Source organism: Janthinobacterium sp. BJB401 (assembly GCF_013372745.1).
GTDB lineage: Bacteria > Pseudomonadota > Gammaproteobacteria > Burkholderiales > Burkholderiaceae_D > Janthinobacterium > Janthinobacterium rivuli.
The window spans coordinates 1-22304 of the sequence record NZ_JABXFH010000022.1; the positions used below are offsets into that span (position 1 = coordinate 1).

At 61.8% G+C, this 22304-nt stretch carries 18 protein-coding genes; 14 read left to right on the forward strand and 4 right to left on the reverse strand.

The window, feature by feature from the left end:
* Positions 1–22: 22 nt before the first annotated feature.
* Entirely contained in the window at positions 23–1327 is a 1305-nt protein-coding gene (locus tag HWE17_RS15485) for an MFS transporter (protein ID WP_176389356.1), read from the reverse strand.
* A 152-nt stretch (positions 1328–1479) separates the two neighbouring features.
* On the opposite strand from HWE17_RS15485, the gene HWE17_RS15490 reads away from it, so the two are divergent.
* Positions 1480–2196, forward strand: a complete 717-nt coding sequence (locus tag HWE17_RS15490; protein WP_176389357.1) for an SDR family oxidoreductase — start codon at positions 1480–1482, stop codon at positions 2194–2196.
* A 3-nt stretch (positions 2197–2199) separates the two neighbouring features.
* Here the strand turns inward: HWE17_RS15490 and HWE17_RS15495 are convergent, their stop codons facing one another.
* On the reverse strand, positions 2200–2478 hold the full coding sequence (locus tag HWE17_RS15495) for a DUF1993 family protein (protein WP_176389358.1): 279 nt from the start codon (positions 2476–2478) through the stop codon (positions 2200–2202).
* Positions 2479–2612: 134 nt separating this feature from the next.
* On the opposite strand from HWE17_RS15495, the gene HWE17_RS15500 reads away from it, so the two are divergent.
* The 13 genes from HWE17_RS15500 to HWE17_RS15560 all read left to right on the forward strand — a co-directional run bounded on the left by HWE17_RS15500 (position 2613) and on the right by HWE17_RS15560 (position 18448).
* On the forward strand, positions 2613–3035 hold the full coding sequence (locus tag HWE17_RS15500; RefSeq protein ID WP_176389359.1) for a hypothetical protein: 423 nt from the start codon (positions 2613–2615) through the stop codon (positions 3033–3035).
* Positions 3036–3109: 74 nt separating this feature from the next.
* On the forward strand, positions 3110–4075 hold the full coding sequence (locus HWE17_RS15505; protein WP_176389360.1) for a bifunctional helix-turn-helix transcriptional regulator/GNAT family N-acetyltransferase: 966 nt from the start codon (positions 3110–3112) through the stop codon (positions 4073–4075).
* Between the two features lie 83 nt (positions 4076–4158).
* Entirely contained in the window at positions 4159–4797 is a 639-nt protein-coding gene (locus HWE17_RS15510; RefSeq protein WP_198521383.1) for a TetR/AcrR family transcriptional regulator, read from the forward strand.
* Positions 4798–4913: 116 nt separating this feature from the next.
* Positions 4914–5708, forward strand: coding sequence for an alpha/beta fold hydrolase (locus tag HWE17_RS15515; protein WP_176389361.1), 795 nt, complete (start codon positions 4914–4916; stop codon positions 5706–5708).
* A 148-nt stretch (positions 5709–5856) separates the two neighbouring features.
* On the forward strand, positions 5857–8061 hold the full coding sequence (locus tag HWE17_RS15520) for a TonB-dependent receptor (protein WP_176389362.1): 2205 nt from the start codon (positions 5857–5859) through the stop codon (positions 8059–8061).
* 84 nt (positions 8062–8145) lie between these two features.
* Complete coding sequence (locus tag HWE17_RS15525) at positions 8146–9141, forward strand: PHB depolymerase family esterase (protein ID WP_176389363.1); 996 nt, start codon at positions 8146–8148, stop codon at positions 9139–9141.
* Between the two features lie 74 nt (positions 9142–9215).
* Positions 9216–10079, forward strand: coding sequence for a hypothetical protein (locus HWE17_RS15530; RefSeq protein WP_176389364.1), 864 nt, complete (start codon positions 9216–9218; stop codon positions 10077–10079).
* An 81-nt stretch (positions 10080–10160) separates the two neighbouring features.
* Positions 10161–12956: a type VI secretion system Vgr family protein gene (locus tag HWE17_RS15535; protein WP_176389365.1), complete on the forward strand. Its 2796-nt coding sequence runs from the start codon at positions 10161–10163 to the stop codon at positions 12954–12956.
* A gap of 18 nt (positions 12957–12974) precedes the next feature.
* The gene (locus HWE17_RS15540) at positions 12975–15266 is read left to right on the forward strand and encodes a DUF3274 domain-containing protein (RefSeq protein WP_035825275.1); all 2292 of its coding nucleotides are present in this window, start codon (positions 12975–12977) and stop codon (positions 15264–15266) included.
* A 58-nt stretch (positions 15267–15324) separates the two neighbouring features.
* Positions 15325–16941, forward strand: coding sequence for a DUF2875 family protein (locus HWE17_RS15545; RefSeq protein ID WP_176389366.1), 1617 nt, complete (start codon positions 15325–15327; stop codon positions 16939–16941).
* Positions 16942–16954: 13 nt separating this feature from the next.
* Entirely contained in the window at positions 16955–17221 is a 267-nt protein-coding gene (locus HWE17_RS15550; RefSeq protein ID WP_035825279.1) for a PAAR domain-containing protein, read from the forward strand.
* 100 nt (positions 17222–17321) lie between these two features.
* A complete protein-coding gene (locus tag HWE17_RS15555) occupies positions 17322–17969 on the forward strand; it encodes a hypothetical protein (protein WP_176389367.1) in 648 nt (215 codons plus the stop codon).
* A 44-nt stretch (positions 17970–18013) separates the two neighbouring features.
* A complete protein-coding gene (locus HWE17_RS15560) occupies positions 18014–18448 on the forward strand; it encodes a DUF695 domain-containing protein (protein ID WP_052755885.1) in 435 nt (144 codons plus the stop codon).
* On the opposite strand, the gene bla is transcribed toward HWE17_RS15560, so the two are convergent.
* Complete coding sequence (gene bla, locus HWE17_RS15565) at positions 18449–19342, reverse strand: class A beta-lactamase (RefSeq protein WP_176389368.1); 894 nt, start codon at positions 19340–19342, stop codon at positions 18449–18451.
* The gene (locus HWE17_RS15570; protein ID WP_176389369.1) at positions 19335–22010 is read right to left on the reverse strand and encodes a PAS domain-containing protein; all 2676 of its coding nucleotides are present in this window, start codon (positions 22008–22010) and stop codon (positions 19335–19337) included. Before HWE17_RS15570 ends, bla begins: the two co-directional genes overlap by 8 nt.
* Positions 22011–22304: the final 294 nt, after the last annotated feature.

Consider the following 22304-nt stretch of genomic DNA (forward strand, 5'->3'; position numbering starts at 1 on the left):
CACGCCGGGGCGCTGCGCGGATCTAGCGTCCCACGGTCTGCCGCTGATCCTTGATGAACAGCGCCGTCAGCATGCCCACCACGCACACGCCGATCACGTAATAGGCGGGACCCAGCACGTTGTTCTTCAGCATCAGGGTCACGACCACGGGCGTCAGGCCGCCGAAAATCGCGTACGACAAATTGTAGGAAAACGACAATCCCGAGAAGCGCACCTGGGCCGGGAACGCTTGCACCAGCACGTAGGGCACGGCGCCGACGACGCCGACGAACAGGCCCGTCATCGCGTACAGGGGCAGCAGCAGGTCGGGGCGGCTGCCGACGGTGGTATAGAAGAGATAGGTGGAAATGGCCAGCAGCACGGAACCGACGAAGATCACGCGCTTGCCGCCCAGGCGGTCGGCCAGCATGCCGGCGATGATGCAGCCGAAGGCCAGGCAGAGTGTCGCCACGGTATTGGCGACCAGGGTGGTGCGCGGCGCGATGTGGTGGATCTTTTGCAGCAGGGCAGGTGTCATCAGGATGACGACGACGATGCCGGCCGACAGCATCCACGTCAGCAGCATCGATACGACGACGGCGCCGCGGTGGCTGCGTAGCACGGATTTCAACGGCATTTCCGTGGCCAGCGCCTTGCGCTGCTGCATTTCCGCAAACACCGGGGTTTCATGCAGCCAGCGGCGCAGATACATGGCGCCAAAGCCGAAGATGCCGCCCAGCAGGAACGGGTAGCGCCAGGCGCCCTCGGTGATTTCTGCTGGTGTATAGACGGTGTTCAAGCCCGTCGCCACCAGCGAACCGAGCAGGATGCCGACCGTCAGGCCGGCCGTCAGCACGCCGCAGGCAAAGCCCGTGAAACGGCTCGGCACGTGTTCGGACACAAACACCCAGGCGCCCGGCACCTCGCCGCCCACGGCCGCGCCCTGGAAGACGCGCATCAACAGCAGCAGCAGCGGGGCGGCCAGGCCGATGGTGGCGTAGGTGGGCAGCAGGCCGATCAGCAATGTCGGCACGGCCATCATCAGGATGGACAGGGTGAACATGCGCTTGCGGCCGAGCAAGTCGCCGAAGTGGGCCATGACGATGCCGCCTAGCGGACGCACGACGTAACCGGCGGCAAAGATGCCGAAGGTTTGAAGCAAGCGCAGCCATTCCGGCATTTCCGGCGGGAAGAACAACTGACCGATGGCGTTGGCAAAGAAGACGAAGATGATGAAATCGTAGAATTCCAGCGCGCCGCCGAGGGCGGCCAGCGACAGGGTCTTGTAGTCTTGTTGGGTGAGGGGACGGCTTGCGGCGTTGATGGCGGCGGTGTTGGAAGTAGGCATGTGTCTCGTTCTTGTGTGTTATCGGAGATTGCCAGATCTAGCATACGCATTTCCGCCGCGTGAGTAAATGCGGCGCGTATGGGGAGCAGCCTCAGCTGTGCTTAATACAACGCCGCTATCATCAGCGTTGACTTCATTGGAAAGGACACACAATGCACATCATGATCGTGGGCGCCAGCCGAGGCCTGGGACGCGCGCTGGTGGACGGTTTGCTCGCTGACGGCCATGCCGTCATCGGCGTATCGCGCCAGCGACCTGCCGACTTGCCCGCCAGCCAGGGCGCGCAGCTGCAATGGATAGCGGCGGACCTGGCGGCACCGGCCGAGGCCGTTGAACGCATCGCGCGCGAGGCACCGGCAGCATTGGACGCGGTCATCTATAACCTGGGCGTGTGGGAAGAAAAGGCGTTCAGCGACGAGTACGCTTTCCTCGGCGATGCGGACGACGCCATCGTCGACATGGTCAATACCAACATCACGGCGACGATATTGCTGCTCAAGCGCCTGGTGCCGCGCTTGCTGGCCAGCAGCAAGCCGCAGCTGATACTCACGGGTTCCACGTCCGGCCTGCGCCAGAGCGGCCGTCCGGAAGTGACGTTCAGCGCCTCGAAATTCGCCTTGAACGGCATCGCCGACGCCTTGCGCGAAGGTTTCCGTGTACAGGGGCTGGCCGTGACGGCGCTGCAGCTGGGCTATTTGAATACCTACGATGGCTTGTCCGTGCCGCTGGCGGATGCCGCCGCGCGGGGCGAAGGCGAGCTGATTCCGGTGCATGACGTCGTGGCCGTCGTGCGCATGCTGCTGAGCCTGTCGAATGCCTCGTTCGTACGCGAACTGGTGATGCCGGCGCTGCGCGACGAGCGTTTTTAGGCTTTACGCCGGAAACAGCGCCCCGGCTTGTCGCATGTTGGCGGGCGTGGCGAGCTGGGGCAGCGCTTGCCGCGTCAGCCGGCACACGGCTTCCTGCGCTTGGGTGCACGTAAATTCCACCTGCCGTGCCAGGGTGTGCATGTCGGGCACCAGCCGTGATACGAGCAGGTTTTGCGCATCGAAGCCCAGCGCCTGGGCGCGTTCTTCGCCTTTAATTAACAGCGTCGTCAGGGAGCGCAGCATCTGTACAAAGCAGGGAATGGTGATGGCGTAGACCGACATGGACTTCCTCAAGTAAAGGGGCGAGAGCAATACCGGCATGATGCCCGTGCCAGCCGGGTTTCAGCGTGCCGCTTGAACATGCTACAGTCCGCCATTGCCGCCAGCCCAGTGCGGCGCTCCCTGGATCAAGATTGATGCCTACCTGGACTTCCCCGCCCCAACTCGTCGCCCTGGCCGCCTTCTATGCGCAAGCGCAAGCCCATCCGGAAACGCTCAGTGATGCTGTCTTCCTGGAAAATGCGAAAAGCGCCCACTGGCCCACCAATTGCTGGAGTTACGTGGAAGCATCGTTCGCCATCATCGCGCCTGCCTGTCTGCTGCGTCCGCATCTGACTGCCGAGCTGATCGCTTTCCCCATCGACGCCATGATCGCGGGCGGCCTGGAGGATGCAGGGCAAGTCATCGCAATCGGCCTGGCCTGCGCCACGCGCGACGCGCCGTATGTGGCGCCAAGCGAGGAGGGTAAGCGCTGGCTGACGCAGGTGTGGCCGGGACTGGGGGAGATGGTCGAGGCCGTGTTTCAGGCCAGGTTGCAGGAGGCGTTGGCGGAAGACTAAGCAAGCTGGTGCTTGACCTGGAAAGCTGGTTTACGTTAGGGTATACGTAACTACTTACATATATCCTGACTAACATGTCCTCCACCCTGCAAACCTACGGCTCCCTGATGCTGGCCAGCCGCCTGCGCCGTCTTTCCGATCAACTGTATGCCGGCGTCGATACCAGCTATGTGGCGGCCGGCGTCGAGCTGACGTCGCGCTGTTTCCCCTTGTTATTGCTGCTGCGCGACAACGGTCCCACGGCGATCACGGCCCTGGCCGCGCAGATTGGGCAGACGCATCCTGTGGTGGTCCAGTTGGGGCGCAAGCTGCTCGATGCTGGCGTGGTGACGGAAATGCCGGACGCCAAGGATGAGCGCCGCCGCCTGCTGGCGCTGTCCGACGCGGGGAAAGCCTTGCTGCGCGATATGGCGCCCCTGTGGGATGATGTGCGCGCGGCCGTCGATACGGTGTTCGAGCAGGGTACGCCGCAGCTGATGGCCAGCCTGGACCGGGCCGAAGCGCGCTTGCAGGCGCAAGGTTTCGGCGAGACGATCGCTGCCTGCCGGCGCCAGCGCGAGCAGGCCGCCGTGGAGATCATTGATTACGCCGCCCACTATGCGGCCGACTTCAAGCGTTTGAATATCGAATGGCTGGAACGCTATTTCTATGTTGAGGCGCTCGACGACAAGGTGTTGTCCGATCCGCAAAGCTCGGTCCTCGACGCTGGCGGGCAGATTTTCCTCGCGCGCCTCGATGGCAAGATCGTTGGCACTTGCGCGCTGATCCGCGCCGATGACGCCAGTATCGAGTTGTCGAAGATGGCTGTCACGCCCGAATGCCAGGGCCTGGGCATCGCGCGCAGGCTGATCGAACGGGCCTTCGATGCATTCGAGGCCAGCGGCGCGCAACTGCTGTTCCTGGAGTCGAACAGCAAGCTGGCGCCCGCCATCCGCCTGTATGAAAGCAGCGGCTTTGCCCACGTGGCGCGGCCGGCCGGCGACGCGCATTATCAGCGCGCCGACGTCTACATGGAGTGGCAGGGCAGGCCGCGTAGTTGAACACCCCATCGGCCGTCTCCCGCGTTACAATACGCGCACCCATAACGGAACTTAGGTTCCACTATTCGAGACGCCGACGCCGCATGCCTTCCTTTCCGATGCCCTTCCCGCAGATGATCGTTCCCCCGGAACCCACCCAGGCGCGCAGCAAGCAAGCGTTCGAGCGCCTGCTGCAGGTCGGTGAACAGTTGCTGGCGGAAAACCGTTTCGATGAAATCGGCGTGGCTGATCTGGCGAAACTGGCGGAAACCTCGGTGGGCACGTTTTACCGTTTGTTGGGCGACAAGGACACCTTGAGCCGCTTGCTGCTGCAGCGCTTTTTTTCCGACATGGTGGAAAAGGTCGAGACCCTGACGGAGTTGCGCCAGTGGGAAGGGCGCAGCCTGGAAGACTTCATCCGCGCCATGGTGGCCATGTTCGTGGCCGTGAATGGCGGGCGCAGCGGCGTCTTGCGGGCCTTGATCACGCGCGCGTCGCAGGATGCGCAATTTCGCGACAGGGTGCACCAGATCAATCATCTGATCTCGCAACGCACGGTGGCCGTGCTGGCCAGCAAGTCGTCCAGCATCCGCCACCCGAATCCCACGCAGGCGATGATGGTGGTGCCGCCCGTGCTGCTGGGCATCCTCAACCAGCACACCCTGACGGGTTCGCTGTCCTTTTTGTCGGGCGCGGCGCTCGAGGATGAACTGGTGCGTGTTGCTTTAAATTACCTGACTTGAACTATTTAGCGATTTAACTTGAAATCGGAATTCGGATTCCGTATTATGTTTTCCAACAGCAGGAAAACATATTCCTGCACCTGAACACAAAGCATGTTCAACAGCAAGGAGACAGAATGCGGCGTCACACGACATCCGATGTTCCATTGCATTACCTCGACCTCGGCAAGCAGCAGGGCGAGCCCGTGTTTTTGCTGCACGGCCTCGGCTCCTGCGCCGAAGACTGGCGCCCGCAGATCGACGCTCTCGGCAGCAGCTATCGCCTGATCGTGCCCGACCTGCGCGGCCATGGCGCCAGTCCCGCGCCCAACGGCGACTGGCAGATCGGCGACTTTGCCAACGACCTCTTCAATTTGATGGACCAGCTCGACGTGCCGCACGCGCACATCGTCGGCTTTTCCCTGGGCGGCATGGTGGGCCTGGAAATGGCCAACCGTGCTCCCGGCAGGGTGGCCAGCTTGTGCCTGATCAATTCCCAGCCGTTCCAGGGTAGCAAGCCGGCCGCGCTGCTGTTTGCCTACTGGCTGCGCCGCACGGTGATCGCCACCTTCGGCCTGAAAGCCATGGGCAAGATCATCGGCAAGAAACTGTTCCCCGATCCTGCACAGCAAGCGCTCGTCGAGCGCTTCGCCACGCAGATGGCGGGCATGGACAAGCGTGCCTACCTGGCCGCGCTGGACGCCATTTTCCACTGGGATATCGATATTCACTTCCAGGCCCTGGCCATGCCCGTCCTCATCATGGCGGCCGACCAGGATTACACGCCCGTCGCCAGCAAGCGGGCCTTTGCCGCACAGTTTCAGCAGTGCGAGATCGAGATCATCGCGAACTCGCGCCATGCCACGCCCCTGGACCAGGCGCAGCGTGTGAATACCTTGTTGCAGTCCTTCCTTACCATAAATTCAAAATAAACAGGCCACTCGCCGCACGGGCCGGGGGCCGGGAAACAGTCATCGCAGGGCAGGTGCTCGCATTGCGCGCGCGGGTACCGTTACGTCTTGCAATCCTGGGATCCGGCCGTCTTCCCTGGCGGTAAGCAAGCCTGACATTGGAGACGCTATGAAACTTGCTTTGAAATTGATGCCCGCCGCCCTCGCCGTTGCCGGCGCTTTTGCCACCCAGGCTCAGGCGCAGGAAGCCATCCCGGCCACTGCTGCCAGCGCCCAGGAAGCCAGCGAGGCGAAAGAACGCATGGAAACCGTGACGGTCTCTGCCCGCCGCCGCGAAGAGCGTCTGCAGGACGTGCCGCTGGCCGTCACGGCGTTTTCCGCCAAGGCCCTGGAACGGGCGAATATCCAGAACCTGGCCGACTTGCAGGAGCGCGTGCCGAACCTGACCGTGTACGCCTCGCGCGGCACGAATACGACATTGACGGCCTTCATTCGCGGCGTGGGCCAGGCTGACCCTGTCTGGGGCGTGGATCCGGGCGTGGGCATTTATTTTGACGACGTCTACATGGCCAGGCCGCAAGGCGCCCTGCTCGACGTGTTCGACGTGCAACGCATCGAAGTGCTGCGCGGCCCGCAAGGCACCCTGTACGGCAAGAACACCATCGGCGGCGCCATCAAATACATTTCGCGTCCGCTGGCGAAGGAAAACGGCGCGTCGGCGGAAGTGGGCATCGGCAACTACAAGCAGCGCAACTTCAAGGCCGCCTTCAATCTGGCCAACGAGAGCGGCACCTGGCGCGCGCGCCTGGCCGCCGCCAAGCTGGACCGCGACGGCTTCGGCCGCAACACCTTCAATGGCGAACAGGTCAGCGACCAGGACAGCACGGCCGCGCGCCTGTCCGTCGGTTACTTTCCGCAAGACATCCCCTTGACCGTCGTGCTGAGCCTGGACGCCACGGATGACAAATCGGGCGTGCGCGGCTTCCAGCGCATGGGAGTGAGCGCCTTCGACCCGCTCAAGCGGCCCGCCAGCACGGATGCGTATGACATCCAGAGCGGCATGCCGGGCAATAATTTCACGCATAACCGGGGCGGCTCGCTGGTGGCCAATTACACCTTGTCGAATGACTGGTCCGTCAAAGTGATCGGCGCCAAGCGGCGCAGCACGTCCGAGCAAACCATCGACTTCGACGGCTTGCCGCAGCCCATCGCCGACGTGTTCGGCGACTCGCGCGACGAGCAGAAGAGCCTGGAATTGCAGGCGTCTTACAGCGGCGACTACGGCGCCGGCGTGATCGGACTGTACCGCTTCGAAGGCACGGCCGGCGGCGGCATCTACAACAACTTCCTGGGGCGCCAGTTCACGGCCGCCGTCAGTACGGTGGAGACGGACAGCACGGCGTTGTACACGGACTTGACCTGGCCGCTGGGCAAGGTGTGGAGCATCAATGCGGGCTTGCGCCACACGCGCGAGGAAAAGCGCGCCATCGTGCTGAACCGCGCCTTTGCCGACGTGGGCTTTACGCGGCCCATCCAGACGGCGGCTGACTTCGACAAGTCCTTGTCGGTCAGCAATACCTCGCCGAAACTGTCGGTGCGCTATGAAGCGTCGAAGACGACGAATTTCTACAGCAACCTGTCGCGCGGTTTCAAGTCGGGCGGCTACAACGTGCGCGCCAACAACCTGGTGGTGCCGGACTCGGCGCGGCCGTACAAGGATGAAAAACTCGACGCGCTGGAAGTGGGCATGAAGTATGCGGCGCCGGACGACACGTTTGACGCCAACGTGGCCCTGTTCTACAACCGCTACAAGGATATCCAGTTGTCGGTGTTCACCAGCTATGTGCAGCCGGGCGGCGTGCCGGGCTTCTATGGCGACTTCACGAATGCGGGCAAGGCGACCGTGAAAGGGGCCGAGTTCGAATTTTCGTGGCGGCCCAACCGCCAGTGGGAAGTCAACGGCTTCCTCGCGCTGCTCAATGCCCATTATGACGAGTTCATGAGCGGCGGCAAGAATATCGCGGATACGCAAAAGTTCAGCAATACGCCAGCCCGGCAAGTGGGCTTGAACCTGACACGCACGGACCGCGACGTCTTCGGCGGTGCCTTGCGCAGCATGGTCGGTTATGGCTACCGCAGCAAGGTCTACCCGACCACAGACTTGAGCGAAACGCTGGCGCAGGGCGGCTACAGCATCTGGACGGCCGGCGTCGTGTGGGAAGCGCCGAAGAACTGGACCTTCAGTCTGCATGGCAGCAACCTGGGCAATAAACGCTACCGCACGGATGGCTACAACATTCCGGCCGTGTTCATCCTCGACGGTTTCTACGGCCCGCCGCGCCAGATCATCGCCAAGGCTGGCTACAAGTTTTAAAAGGTTGTTGAAGTGCCAGCCTGGTTAGCGCCAGGCTGGTTTGTTGTCGCTGTTTTCGTCCTTAATAACAATCAGGAGACTGGCATGGCACATCTGCATCAGCAACTGCGTCACTTCTTATCTGCACTCATCGCCGCCTGCGGCTTGCTGGCCGCGCTGCCGGCCGCAGCCGGACAGTGGGACTTCGGCCTGTACGCGAGCCTGTGGGGATCGCGTGAATACCAGGTCTGGCTACCGAGCAATTACAATCCGAATACGCCGCTGCCCGTCGTGCTGATGCTGCACGGCTGCGGTTCCGAGCCCAACAGCATGGCCGCCGTCAGCCGCTACAACCAGCTGGCCGACAGCGAAAACTTCATCGTCGTCTATCCGCGCCAGAACGCCACGGCCAATCCCATGCGCTGCTGGAATTTCATGTTGCCGCTGAACCAGGAGCGAGGCACGGGAGAACCGGCCGTGCTGATGGGCATCTTGAACAAGGTCAAGAGCAAGTATGCGGTGCAGGACAGCCGCGTGTACGTGACGGGCATCTCGGCCGGCGGCGCCATGGCCTCCATCATGGCCGCCTGCTATTCCGATGTGTTCGCCGCCGTGATGGTGCATTCGGGCGGCATGTACAAGGGCGCCATCGGCATGCTGACGGCCGCCGATTCGCTGTTCAACGGCAGCTCGTTCGACCCGAAAGTGCGCGGCAAGGATGCCTGGCGCTGCTCCGGCTCGCCGCGCCGGCTGATGCCGACGATGGTGTTTCACGGCACGTCCGACATCGTCGTCAATCCCGTCAACGGAGAGCAAACCATCGAGCAATTCCTGCAGACCAGCGACTATGGCGACGATGGCCTCGACAATGACAGCGTGCGCTATCGTGCCGACAGCATCGTGCGCCAGACGGTGCCCTACGGCCGCAGTTACGCCATCGACACCTATCTGCACAACGGCGCCGTCATCGCGCAAAAATACACGGTCGAGGGCATGAACCACGCGTGGAGCGGCGGCCCTCCCGGCTGGCCATTCAGCGATGAGCTGGGCCCGGACGCCACCGTGATCAGCTGGAATTTCTTCAAGAATTACCAGCGCTGATGCTTTGGGAAACTTGCAGCTTGTACAATGGGGCGCAGCGATTGCGCCCCATTTTTTAGCCCGTGAAAGATTTCATGTCTGCTTGCCGCCTGTTGTCCTGTCTTGCCGCCGTACTGCTGTCCGCTTGCGCCAGCGCCGGGCCGCCCGCGCCATCGGCGGCCGACGCGCAAGCGTTCGAGCATGCCGCCCAGCAAGACAGCATGCGCAGCGAGTGCGACTGGAACGTGCGCTATGCTCCCGTCGCGCCACAGGAAGCCAGCGTGGCGCAACTGCAAGCCATCGCCACGGCGCGCCTGGCGGCCCTGCAACTGGCGCCCGCCTGGACCCTGGCCGTGCCCGGCAGCGCGGCGCACGCTTTCACGGACTCGGCGCAAGACCGTGCCGGGCTGCAATTGTTGCTCAGCATCGTCTTGCCGGCCATGGAGCGCTACCCGGCTGGCGTCTTCGCGCGCACGGGCTTGCGCCACGTCGTGCTGGTGAAAGACTTGAGCGTGGACGGCCAGCGCCGCCTGGCCATGCCGGCGCCGGAAATCGACAGCGTCGTCTACGCTGACAACCTGCTGGCCGCCCTGTGTCCATCCGGCATGGAGCTGCGCGTGCACCACGAGTATTACCACTTCATTGAATTCCGCCTGTTCAACGACTTCTATTACCGCGACCCCGCCTGGCTGGCCCTGAACCCGCCCGGCACGGCTTACGGCCAGGGCGGTGCCACGGCCTATGGCAAGGGTTTCCAGAACCTGGGCCACCCGCAGCCGGGACTGGTCAGCCTGTACGCGGCCTACGGCCCCGAGGAAGACAAGGCGGAAGTGTTCGGCTGGATGATGGCGCCTGCGTATGCGCTGCGGCTGGAGCAGTGGACGGCGTTTGATCCCGCCTTGTTGGCGAAGCGGCAATTGTTGAGGGATGTATTGAGCAGCAAGACAGCCTCTTACTAAATATCAAGTATTTCCCTGCCATCCCATGGCATTGTCGGTTCTCCAGCTTGATTCGATGCAAGTGCGAACGAGGAGAATGCCATGGACGGTGACGAGTCGATATCGGGTGCCGAGCGACCGCTGCGCCTGCGCCTGGGTGTTTCGCCCAAGGTGCCTGCCGGCGTGCTGATACCGCAGCGTATCGCCGGCAGCGAGGCCATCTGTGGCGGCATCGAATACCGCATCTTGTGTGTCTCGACGCATGCCGACTTGCCGCTCAGTAGTTTGATTGCCTTGCCCGCGGCTATCGATATCGTCACCGATCAGGGGCAGCTGCGCAGTATCTGCGGCATCGTCACGCAAGCCAGTGCCGGCGACAGCGACGGCGCGCTGGCCAGCTACCAGCTGGCGCTGACGGACGCCTTCGCCATCATGGAAAAGCGCTGCAATACGCGCGTCTTCCGGCGCCTGACGGATATCGAGATCGTCAAGACCTTGCTCGATGAATGGATACGCAGCAATACCGTGCTGGCGCATGCCTTCCAGTATGCGTTTGCCGATTTCTTTGAGGCGCAAACGTATCCGCAGCGCGAATTTGTCATGCAGCACAATGAGTCCGATGCAGCCTTCGTACGGCGCCTGCTCAAGCGCAATGGCGTCGCCTGGTTTTTTCGTGCCGAGGGCAGTACGGATGCACATGCCGAGCCAGCGCATACCTTGGTGCTGTTCAACCATGCCGATGGCTTGCGGAAAAACATGGCCGATACCGTGCGCTATCACGCGGACCGCGCGACGGAACAGCGTGACACCCTGACGTCGTGGAGCGAAGTGCGCAAGTTGCAGGCGGGCAAGGTGACGCGCCATAGCTGGAATGAAGAACATCCGCGCGCGCGGCCGTTCATGACCGCCGATGCCCTGGGACGGGGGACGCAGGGCATGCATGGTAATGCGATTGCCGCTACGCTCGATGATTACCGCGTGCTCCCGCCGCGTGCGGGCAACGATCATGAGGCCTTGTGCCAGCTGGGCATGCTTGCCATGCAGCAGCACGATTACGAGAGTCATTGCTTTCACGCCGAAGGCAGCGTACGCGACCTGTGTCCGGGTGAATATTTTACGCTGGCCGAGCATCCGGACGTTGACGCCTTGCCAGCGGCCGCGCGCGATTTTGTCGTCACGTCGCTGCACGTGGCGGCGCAAAACAATTTACCCAGGGAGCTGGCCGCCCGGGTGGCGCGTTTGTTTGCGCGTAACCGCTGGCTGGCCGATGAGGCATCGCTGCCGCAGTGCGAACTGGCGGCTGCCGTGGACGGTGGCCCCTTGCGCATGCATATCGAACTGACGGCAGTGCGGCGCGGCGTGGCCATCGTGCCGGCCTACGACACGCGCAGTGATTTGCCGCCAGTCACCATGCAAAGTGCCATGGTGGTGGGGCCGGCGAATGAGGAAGTCCATTGCGACGCGATGGGCCGGGTCAAGGTGCGCTTTCCCGCCACGCGCAAGCTGGACCACGAGCATGCAGGCGGCACGGGCGCCTCCGACACGGATGCCGATTCGGCCTGGGTGCGCGTCGCGTCGAGCTGGGCGGGAAACGGACCTGGCAGCATGCAGCAATGCGGCTATCTCGGTTTGCCCCGCGTCGGCAGCGAAGTTTTGCTGGCCTTTCTGGGCGGAGATCCGGACCGGCCCATCATCGTGGGACAGTTGTACAACCATAATGCGCAGCCGGTTGCCTTGAGCAAGGTGGGCGACCTGCCCGGCAACCGTTATTTGTCCGGCATCAAGAGCTGTGAGATCAAGGGCACGCGTGGCAACCAGCTGCGCTTTGACGATGTGCACGGGCAAATCAACGCTCAGCTTGCCAGCGATCACGGTTCCAGCCAGCTCAACCTGGGCTGGCTGACGCAGGACCGGCGCAATGGCCAGGGCGAGGCGCGCGGCGAAGGCGCCGAACTGCGCACCGATGAGCAACTGGCCATGCGGGCGGGCAAGGGCATGCTGATTTCGGCCTGGAAGCGCCTGAACGGCGAGGGTAGCCACATGGCGCGCAGCGAATATCTGGGCCTGATGGAAAACTGCCTGGAATTGTTCCGCTCGCTGGGTAGCTATGCGGCCACGCATCAGGGGCTGGAGCACGCGGACGAAGCGCAGCAGGAATTGCAGCACAGCTTGAAAGGCTGGGAAGGCGGCAGCAATACGCAGCCCCGTGCCGAATTGGGCGGTGCGGCGGCGATTGCCGTCACGGCGCCTGCCGGCATCAGCTTTGCCAGCTCGAAAGCTATCGTCAGCTATGCCGTCAGCAATATCGATACCGTGGCGCAGCAGCACCTGCAAGCGGTGGCAGGCCAGCGCTACAGCGTGAATGCGGGCAAGGGCATCTCGTTGTTTGCCCATGCGGATGGCATCCGCGCCATCGCCCATCATGGCAAGTTCCTGCTGCAAAGCCAGCATGACGACATGGACCTCAACGCGGCGAAAAATTTGAAGCTCACCGCCAGCGAAGGCAAGCTGACGGGCATGGCCGATGAAATCGTGTTGATCTCCAAGCACGGCGCTTTCATCCGCATCGCCGACGGCATCACCTTCGGCAGCAAGTCGCCGCTGAACTTCAATGCGCCCAATTTCATCTTCAATGACCCGCAAAGCATGGAGGTGCAATTGCCAAGCTTTGCCGAGGGCAAGGCCGACCAGCAATTCATCTTTCAATATGAAGGCGACGACAGCGCCGTCGATGGCGTGCCGCAACAACCGCAGTTGGCACCGCAGGCGCACTTTGCCGTGGAGCTGGGCGATGGCTCGTCGGCCAATGGGCGCAGCGATGGAGGCGGCAAGACGGACGTGCTGGAGCGCGCAGCGATGCACCTGGCCGCCATCGAAGTTTTCAACAACAAGGATTGATGACGCCAGGAGAGTGCGATGGGCAGCTATCCGAAAGTACCGTACGTGGTGGGCGAGGAAGTGGCGCTCCTGCATTGCGAACGCAGCGTGTGCAAGAAGGTGAAAATACGCCGCAACCTGCCGGGCAATATCATCGTCATCCATGGCGTCAACGATGTGGGCGTCAGCTACAAGGCGGTGGAGCATGGCTTGTGCGAGGGCTTGACGAAAAGGCTGGGACGCGGCTTTACGCCAGCTTCTTACCGCATGCCTGTGGCAGCGGACAAGGACAAGCTGGAAGATGACCCCGATGCCGTTTTCTTCAAGCGCACGATCGCCAAGGACACCAACAGCCCCGTGATTCCCTTCTATTGGGGCTACCGCGAAGTTGAAGGTAAGACGACTACCATCCATGGTCAGTTCGTTGACCGTTACGGCAACCGGCTGGACAAGGATCTGTCGAAGGAAGGTGGGCCGTTCGGCAACGCCACCAGCAGCTTGCCCGACATGTGGCGTCCGGGCATGTATGCGCCTGCGGACCCCATGGGCGATGCCTTGCGGCCACTGAAAACGGCGCCCGGGCGCATGTATATGGTGCTGGCGGCGCAGCGGCTGGCCGCACTGATTTCCATGATCCGCGATTACGACGCGGATGATACCGTCAGCATCGTTGCGCACAGCCAGGGTTGCCTGCTGTCGCTGCTGGCGCAAGCCATGCTGATGGAGAAAGGGTTGGCGCCAGCCGATAATTTGATACTCACGCATCCGCCGTACAGCCTGGTGGATAGCCTGCCTCTGTTGATGCGAGGTGCTGCCTGGTTCGATGGCGGTGAGGATGCGGCGATGAAGCCCTATTACCATTTGCTCAGTGGTGCGCAGACCATGGGAGCGCGCCTGAAGACATTGGTGAACATAGTTTCCGGCGTGGCGAAGGGCAACGGCCAGGCTTGCCAGCCGCCGTTTGCCGAGCTGAAGAAGGACGAACATCGCGGTATGGTCGGCAGCCGCTGGCAGAGCGCCGACGACCGCGACAACCGCCGCAAGGTTTATCTGTATTTTTGTCCTGAAGACATGACGGTGGCACTCGATAACATCCAGGGCATAGGGTGGGATGGCGTGCCCGATCATGCACCGGGAAGTGAATTGGTGGAAGAAGAGGAGACATCCAGTCTTGATGGGTACAGTATTTCCTCCGGTCATACCAAGATGGTGGAACACAAGCAGGTACGCGGCGCTCTGGTGGAACTGGGTGGCAGATTTTATCAGCGGGTATTCAGCAACAAGATCCGGCTGGATCCGGCCACGGGAAAGACCACGGTGTCGTTGGTAGGCAAGCCGCCACCGTTTGACTTTCCGTTGCGCCTGTCGACGGAAACGGAGCAATCGCACGTGGAGGTTTCTCTGCGAAAACACCGCGCACAACATCAAGCGGTGGCCTGGCCTGTCAATACCCGGTTGAGCAAGACGGAGCAGCGCAATGGCATTCGAACTATCACGGGCGAAGCATTGAAGCTGCCCGTAGCCGCCGACTTGCGCGGCACATCGCAAATCGATCCGGAGAATATCCCGGCTACGTCCATGATGAGAAATCGTCCTGTTGCCGATCAGGGACCAGCGGAAGAAGTCGATCCTTGCGATGCGTCAGTGGCACCGACCAGCGGGAGCGGCATGCAGCTACGCAGCGAATTTCGTCCTGATCCTGGCGGTTATCAAAAGTTTCCCGAACGGGCAGAACACCTGAATCTACGAGAGCTGGCATTGATGACGGCAAGCTACAACAAGGAAAAAGGACTGGACGTGAAAGACAAGCTGGATCAACGCGAAATTGTCTCGGCGCAACGCTACCCTGACAGCAATGTCGTGGCGAAAATTCAGGAAAGCCCGAACGAGGCGCGCTTGCGCTGGCAGCGGGAAGTCAGTGCCAAGTCTTTCCACAGTTCCATTATCGGTAGCGCGAAAAATCATAGCCAGGTGACCGCGTATGACGTGGCGATTGGCAGCGGCAAGGCGTCGTCGGATCCACAGTTTTATGCGTATCTGTGCGCGGTGGCGGATTGGCGGGTGAAGATTCTGAAGAAAGGTGAGCAACCGAGAGACGGAATACTATTAATGCATCGATTTCGTGCTTTGTATTCTTCTTATCTGGATGTTGAGCCAGCATGGCGGCAATCCATTATTGAAGGAAATATTGGCTATTACAACAGCGGAAGTTTACCTGCAGGACTTCCATTGCTGTCGGGCGCCTTATGGAAGATTGTCGTATCGCAAACAAAAAATATGAAAGTAGTGGCTGAAGAAAAGGTAAGTAGCGTGTCCAAGACGCATCGATAACAGCTTACTTGGACTGATTGTGCATCCTTCGGAATTGCAGACCTAAAAGGTGAGAACTATGATGATGCTTCGTTGGTTGGGGATATCGATAGTTGTTGTAATTTTATTTACTGGCTGGTTATGGCTAGGCGCCGCATCTAAGAGCCAAGCACGTGAAATTGCGTCACAGTTGCAGGCGCAACAGAAAAAGCTGCCTTTGGAACTAGGACGAGAGTATGTGCTGGAAGTGATCGGATTTGGCGTGACGTTGGATAAATATCGGCAGGGTAAATTGTGGGAAGCCTTACAAAAAGGAAGTGCTTATACCAGCATACGTGAGCAGGATCCGATGAAGTATCCGTGGAAAGGAATGGATAAAGATGGGCAGGGGGGAGGCCGAGCCTGCGACGCATTGGAAAACGGCGTTAATTTCACGCCCATGTATTGGGGCTTACCATCGTTTTATGCTGGTTCTCCGATTCTTGATCCTGATGAGCAGCCCAGTTTATACGCGCCGATGGCCGGATTGGTAGCTGGTGCATCGACAATTGGTCTGCCGGCACATTTATTTTCGATAGGTCCTTGGAAATTGGATGAGAGACCGGATCGCTTGTTGATTGAAGTCTTTGAATTTTTTGACCAACATCCAGAGCTGCCTTATGTTGTCGTACATTCCGAAGATAGTGTGGGTACGCGCGATGGAAATCGCAAGCCGGGTGATGCGATGAGATTAAAGGATGGCTACTATATCCCCGAGATGCCCGATACCACTGCCGTATTTGTGCTGGCGCGCCGCGACAGAATAGATCCTTTGCGCCCTTATGTATGGGAGGATCCCGAGAATAAGTTTGTTCAGGGGCACTTCAAGGCCATGTATTACGATTTGAAGAGTTCATTGGCCAAACCAGTCAAATCAATATGGTCCAGTTTTAGCATGTCTCGCCAACCCACCGTCGCCGAATGGCTCGCCGCTGCCGCCGCTTTTGCCCAGCGGCCCGATATCCGTGGCGTGGGCTTGCATACGTTCGACAAGCTCAATCCCTGGGAAAATCGTCCCCCGCGCGACTGGAAGCCGACGCCGTGGTTTCCCATTCCGTGGAACCGGGAACAGATGGAAACTTTCGACCGCCTGCCCTCATTCGGTTTCGTGCACCGACCCGTATTCGTCAAGTTCGCGGATGAGGAAGGCAAGCCCGTCACGCGGCGCGACGCGCGCCAGAAGATATTCAATGCAGGCTGGCAGCAGGCACTGCAGACCTTGCCGCAAGCGGAGCGCGGCAAGGGGCCAGCGCGCATCGTGGCCGGTACGGGAAATCAGCCGGAGCAGGTGCTGATGCTCGAAGGCATGTTGCATGACTATGCGTCACAAGGCGGGCCGGAAATCGACAGCAGCAAGAGCGCACAGTTCATCAATACCGATCTTCGCCTGGGCAATACCGGTGCCGCCACCTGGTTCATGCAGATGGCCATTGGCGTGATGGGCAGCTATCGCGATGGCGGCGCCACTGCCGCGATTAATTTGCGTGACGGCAATGAGGCCAGCATCATCTTCATCACGCCGCCATCGGACGCCAAACGCCAGCAGCAGGATGCCAATGGCGATATCTTCCGCAGCCGCGTCACCCCGTCCGTCGATCCGGGCAATTATGCGGCGCCATCGGTGGAAGCCATCCTGGAAAGCTCGGTGGGCAAGTAGAACGGGAGGCAGCATGCGTAAAGTCATCCGTTTGGGCGACGCCACGTCGCATGGCGGCAAGGTGCTCAGTTGTGCCGCCACGCATTTTACGGTCAATGGCATTGCCGTGGCCTGCGTCGGGGACTTGTGCAGCTGCCCCGTCAAGGGGCATCAAGGCTGCAAGATCGCCAGCGGCTCGTCGCGGCACACCATCAACGGCATCGCCATCGCCTTTGAAGGCGATACTACCACCTGCGGTGCCAGGCTGCTCGCTGGTGGTGTCAACTTCCGCACGTCCTGACGCCGTACGCTCCTTGTATTTCCTGGTAACTATATAATCTGCGCTTGGGCGATATCCGCCCCTGAACGTCGATTGAAGGAATGCCATGCCAGGATATTTCATGCGCTCTGTAGCGCTCTTTACCCTATCGGCCGTGTGCATCTCAGCCAGTGCCGCCGAGGTGGTGGCAGTGGATGCGCAGCAGCGCGCGTCCTTGCTGGAATTTTATGCACAGCAATATCCGGGCGAGCCGGCTGCGCGCACCGTGTTCGAGAGCGTGCCCGTGGTGGGCGGCCGCGGCAGCGAAGTGGTGGGCAGCGTGGAAACGTCGCCGTATCGCGGCCATGGCGCGCTGTGCCGGACGCAGCGCACCAAGTTCGTGCTGCACGGCGAGGGCAAGCAGGCGCGCTGGCAAGAGGCGGGCATGGAGTATTACGCCTGGCTCGACCGTGGCACCTGCCGCGCGGTGGCCGAACCCGTGCGCATGCTGCAGCGCATTCCCGATGTGGAACTGGAAGGCGTGTTGTTGTACCAGAAGCCGTTGCTGGAGCGGGCGCGTTTATTGATGGCGGGCAATACTGCCTGCGCCCCCTTGCGGGCGCTGAAATTTTCGCTGGCGGCCGTCGACGTGGGCACGGCCGCACCGCGTGCCGAAGAGCGCTATGCGCTGGTGTTCAAGAGCGACCGCGACAGCTACGCCCGCGTCTGGCTGCGCAAGAGCGGCGCCCAGTATGACGCGTGGAATGTGACTTGCCCGCCAGTACTGTAGACTGCTCGCCCTTTGCCCGATTTTACTTTTTGACTGTTGCAACCATGAACGAAAATTCCACTTCCGCCCGCAGCTGGGGCACCATCGTCACGCATAGCGACGAGATGGCCATCATCTACCGCTATGTCGATACTTTCCATGACGACTGGGACCTGTCGTCGCAGCCGGACCGCATCATCATCGCCTGGCGTTATGAAGACGAAACGGGCATGCCCGCGCCGAACGAGCGCGAGCACATGGAAGAGCTGGAAGCGGCGCTGGCGCCCGTGGTGGAAGAAGACGGTTTCGCCACGCTGGCGCTGGTGTCCACCGGTGAAAACTTGCGCGAATGGATTTACTACACGCAGTCGGGCGAAGAGTTTTTCAACCGCCTGAACACGGCGCTGGCGCCGCGTCCAAAGTTCCCGATTGAAATCCGCAGCGCGGCCGACCCCGCATGGTCCACGTACGCGGGGTTTATGGCTGCTTTACCGAAATAATTAGGTCAGCGCGGCCGTCACGATACGCGTGGCGGCCGTGATGATGTCCTGATTCGTGTCCGCTTTTTTCTGTTCGCGCGTGTAGTACACGGCGATGACCAGTGGTGCGCCGCTGGGCGGGTAGGCCACGCCGATGTCGTTGACGCTGCCATACGCGCCCGAGCCCGTTTTATCGGCCACCTGCCAGCCGGCAGGCACGCCGGCGCGGATGCGCTTGTCGCCCGTCGTGTTGCCGCGCATCCAGGTATCGAGTTGCTGGCGCTGCGGCGCCGGCAAGCTATTTTCCAACAACAATTGCTGCAAGCTGTGCGCCATCGACGCAGGGCTGGCCGTGTCGCGCACTTCTCCCGGGATGGCGCTGTTCAATTCCGTTTCCCAGCGTTCCAGCTGGAACACCGTATTGCCGATGCTGCGCGCAAACGCCGTCACGGCTTGCGGCCCGCCTAATAATGTCATCAAGAAATTGGCCGCGCTATTGTCGCTGTACTGCAAGGTGGCGGCGCACAGGTCGGCGACCGTCAGGCCGTCGGCCAGATGCTTTTCCGTGATGGGCGAGTAGGTGACCAGTTCCTTTTTCTCGTAACGCACGTGCTGATCCAGCAAGCCCGGCTGGCTGACGCTGCGCGCCAGCACGGCACCCGCCAGCATGGCCTTGAAGGTGCTGGCCAGGGGAAAGCGTTCATCGGCGCGGTAGGCCACGCGCAGCTCGCTGCCCTGGCGCCAGGCGGCAACGCCGAGGCGTCCGCCTGCGGATTTTTCCAGCGCGGCCAGTTGCGTCTGGGCGGCGGCGATGCTGGTGGCGGGCGCGGCAAACAACATCGGTGTCGGGCACAGCAGGGCGGCGCCGCCGGCCAGCAGGAGGTTGCGGCGGACGTGGTTCAGGGATTCAGTCATGGTCTGTCAGTGTTGTTGGAGTGGAAAGGGTGGCCAGCAGTTCGCCGATGGCGAGCAGGTTGGCCGGTTTGGTCAGATGGTGGTCGAAGCCGGCCGCGCTCGATTGGCTGCGGTCGTTTTCGGCGCCCCAGCCCGTCAAGGCCACGAGCACGACGTTGGCGCCGGCCGGTATCCGGCGCAGCGCACGCGCCACTTCATAGCCGTTCATGCCGGGCAGGCCGATGTCGAGGAAGATAACGTCCGGCAGGAATTGCGGCGCCACGGCCAGAGCCTGTGCGCCGTCGTGGGCCACTTGCGTGGCGTGGCCCATCATGTCGAGCACGGCGGCGAGGGTGTCGGCCGCATCGACATTGTCGTCGACCACCAGCACGCGGAAATGGCGGCTGCTGGCGGAGCTGGCGGCGATGGCCGGTTCGGTGGGCGCCTTGGGTTCCACCGTCAGCAGCGGCAGGCGCACGCTGAAGGTGCTGCCCAGGCCGGCGCCTGGACTGGCCACCGTGGCGCTGCCGCCATGCAGCTCGGCCAGGCGCCGCACCAGTGACAGGCCGATGCCCAGGCCGCCCTGCGCTCTGCCCATGTTTTGTCCCACTTGCGTAAACATGTCAAACACGGTGGCGATCGATTCGGCGGGGATGCCCACGCCGCTGTCTTTGACTTCGATCAAGGCCTCGTGGCCATCGCGTAATGCGCGCAAGCTGATCTGGCCGCCCGCCGGCGTGTACTTGGCGGCATTGTTGAGCAAATTGCCCAGCACTTGCGCCAGGCGCGTGGGATCGGCCTCGAGTGGCAGCGCCTGCTCGTCGAGTTCCACTTGCAATTGGTGGCGGCCCGCCTCGATCAGCGGCATGCTCGTTTCCACGGCGCCGGCGATGATGGTTTTCAAGTCCGTGCGCTCGGGCTTGAGTTCGATCTGGCCCCGCGTGATGCGGGCCACGTCGAGTAAATCATTGACCAGGTGCACCATCTGATTGACTTGCCGCTCCATCACGTCGCGCACCCGCGCCACTGTGGCGGGCTTGTCGGCGGCCAGGCGCATGATCTGCAAGCCGTTGCGGATGGGCGCCAGCGGGTTGCGCAGTTCGTGCGCCAGGGTGGCCAGGAATTCCGTCTTGCGCCGGTCCATTTCGGACAGGTTGTCGGCCAGCTGGCGCAATTGCTGTTCAGATCGCTTGCGCTCGCTGATGTCGCTGAACAATACCGTCAGCAGGCGGCTGCCGGGGCCGCCCAGGCGCGCGGCGAAGACTTCGAACCAGCGCTCCATGGCCACGGCTTCGTTTTCGTAGCGCACGGGCTCGCCGGTCTTGACGACCTGGTCGTACAGGTCGAACCAGTGCTGGTCGTGGTCGGGCACGAAGCTGCGGATGGTCTTGCCGATGGCGTTTTCCAGTCCCGACTGCTTGACGAAAGCGGGATTGCCTTCCAGGTAGCGGAAATCCACGGGGCGGCCTTGCTCGTCGTACAGCATTTCGATGACGCAAAAGGCCTGGTCCATCAGCTCGATCAGGGTACGGTAGCGTTCCTCGCTGCGGCGCAGCGCATCTTCCACTTGTTTCTGGCGCGTGATGTCGAGCAGGACGCCGGGCAATTGCAAGGGCGTGCCATCGGGCGCGTATTCCGCGCGGCCCCGCGCGATGACCGAACGGTACTGGCCATCGCCGGCGCCGACGCGGTAGCTGGCCTCGAACGGCGTGTGCGCCTGCAGCGCCTGGGTAATCTGCGTGCTGACTTGCTCGCGGTCATCGGGGTGGATGATGTCCAGATAGCGCGCCAGCGGCGCCGCCGTGGCCGCATCGGCATTGACGGGGAACAAGCGCGCCATATTGCTGTCGGCCGTGACCCGGTCGGCCACGATGTCCCAGTTCCAGGTGGCCACTTCGCCGGCCGCCAGGGTCAGACGCAAGGTTTCCTCGTTCTGTTTACTGGCCGTCAGGTCGAGCGAGATGCCGGACAGGCCGATCACGTTGCCAGCGCCGTCGCTGGCGCAGGTGCCGCGCATGTGCGCCCAGTGCAGCGACCCATCGGGCCAGCGCACGCGGATATCGACTTCGAAATCGCTGGCGCTGGCGATGGCCGCGTGCACCACTGTTTGCCAGTGCTGCAGGTCGCCGTCGAGCATGGCGCCCGTCAGCTGCGCGTAATCGATGTGGCTGTCAGGCGGCAGGCCCAGGTTGGCCTTGAAGGCATCCGAGCCGGCCATGCTGCCGCTGCCCAGGTCGATCTCCCACGTGCCCATGCGGCCGCCCTGCATGGCCAGGCGCAGCCGCTGTTCCGTCTGCCGTTGCTGCGTCACGTCGCAATGCGAGCCCAGCCATTCAACGATGCTGCCGTCGGGCGCCAGCACGGGCAGCATGCGCACGAGCATGTTGCGGTAGGCGCCGCTGACGTGGCGCAGCCGGTATTCCGCTTCGAACACGCTGGTCAGGTGCGATGGCATGACGTAAGGCAAGTTGCGGTCGTCCGGATGCAGGGCATTGACCCAGCCGCGGCCCAGCAGTTCAGCCTCGGTCTGGCCCGTGAAGGCGCGCCAGGATGGCTGGTCGGCATCGAACTGGCCGAAGGTTTTCGTGCTCCAGACGATGTCGCAATGGGCGCTCAGCAGTAAATGCGCCGCCTGGGCGGCGACGGTGGCGGACGGGACGGCGTTGCTGGGTTGGCTGGATTCTGGCATGGAGGCGATCGACGATGGTGCAGGGGGCTGCCGCCGCACTGGAATGGGGCGGCTTGGCAACTCAATTCTGGCGATATTACAACTATTTTTACCGCCGGGGCTGTCTTGCTGGACGCCAATTCCGCTTTCGCGGGCCAGGCAAAAAAAGTCGCGCCCTGCGGCAGGTGACCGGGGGAAATAGCAATGAAATAGCAAGGAAATAGCAAGGAAATAGCAAGATAGAGGCGGTATTGTGGCTGAATAACCACTAGTCGGCCCATTATGTTGATGAATGAATATTTTACATAACAATAT

Excerpts from the sequence above, each read along its gene's own strand:
- HWE17_RS15485 (WP_176389356.1), bottom strand. The coding sequence starts at position 1,327 with ATGCCTACTTCCAACACCGCCGCCATCAACGCCGCAAGCCGTCCCCTC.
- HWE17_RS15490 (WP_176389357.1), top strand. The coding sequence starts at position 1,480 with ATGCACATCATGATCGTGGGCGCCAGCCGAGGCCTGGGACGCGCGCTG.
- HWE17_RS15495 (WP_176389358.1), bottom strand. The coding sequence starts at position 2,478 with ATGTCGGTCTACGCCATCACCATTCCCTGCTTTGTACAGATGCTGCGC.
- HWE17_RS15500 (WP_176389359.1), top strand. The coding sequence starts at position 2,613 with ATGCCTACCTGGACTTCCCCGCCCCAACTCGTCGCCCTGGCCGCCTTC.
- HWE17_RS15505 (WP_176389360.1), top strand. The coding sequence starts at position 3,110 with ATGTCCTCCACCCTGCAAACCTACGGCTCCCTGATGCTGGCCAGCCGC.
- HWE17_RS15510 (WP_198521383.1), top strand. The coding sequence starts at position 4,159 with ATGCCTTCCTTTCCGATGCCCTTCCCGCAGATGATCGTTCCCCCGGAA.
- HWE17_RS15515 (WP_176389361.1), top strand. The coding sequence starts at position 4,914 with ATGCGGCGTCACACGACATCCGATGTTCCATTGCATTACCTCGACCTC.
- HWE17_RS15520 (WP_176389362.1), top strand. The coding sequence starts at position 5,857 with ATGAAACTTGCTTTGAAATTGATGCCCGCCGCCCTCGCCGTTGCCGGC.
- HWE17_RS15525 (WP_176389363.1), top strand. The coding sequence starts at position 8,146 with ATGGCACATCTGCATCAGCAACTGCGTCACTTCTTATCTGCACTCATC.
- HWE17_RS15530 (WP_176389364.1), top strand. The coding sequence starts at position 9,216 with ATGTCTGCTTGCCGCCTGTTGTCCTGTCTTGCCGCCGTACTGCTGTCC.
- HWE17_RS15535 (WP_176389365.1), top strand. The coding sequence starts at position 10,161 with ATGGACGGTGACGAGTCGATATCGGGTGCCGAGCGACCGCTGCGCCTG.
- HWE17_RS15540 (WP_035825275.1), top strand. The coding sequence starts at position 12,975 with ATGGGCAGCTATCCGAAAGTACCGTACGTGGTGGGCGAGGAAGTGGCG.
- HWE17_RS15545 (WP_176389366.1), top strand. The coding sequence starts at position 15,325 with ATGATGATGCTTCGTTGGTTGGGGATATCGATAGTTGTTGTAATTTTA.
- HWE17_RS15550 (WP_035825279.1), top strand. The coding sequence starts at position 16,955 with ATGCGTAAAGTCATCCGTTTGGGCGACGCCACGTCGCATGGCGGCAAG.
- HWE17_RS15555 (WP_176389367.1), top strand. The coding sequence starts at position 17,322 with ATGCGCTCTGTAGCGCTCTTTACCCTATCGGCCGTGTGCATCTCAGCC.
- HWE17_RS15560 (WP_052755885.1), top strand. The coding sequence starts at position 18,014 with ATGAACGAAAATTCCACTTCCGCCCGCAGCTGGGGCACCATCGTCACG.
- bla (WP_176389368.1), bottom strand. The coding sequence starts at position 19,342 with ATGACTGAATCCCTGAACCACGTCCGCCGCAACCTCCTGCTGGCCGGC.
- HWE17_RS15570 (WP_176389369.1), bottom strand. The coding sequence starts at position 22,010 with ATGCCAGAATCCAGCCAACCCAGCAACGCCGTCCCGTCCGCCACCGTC.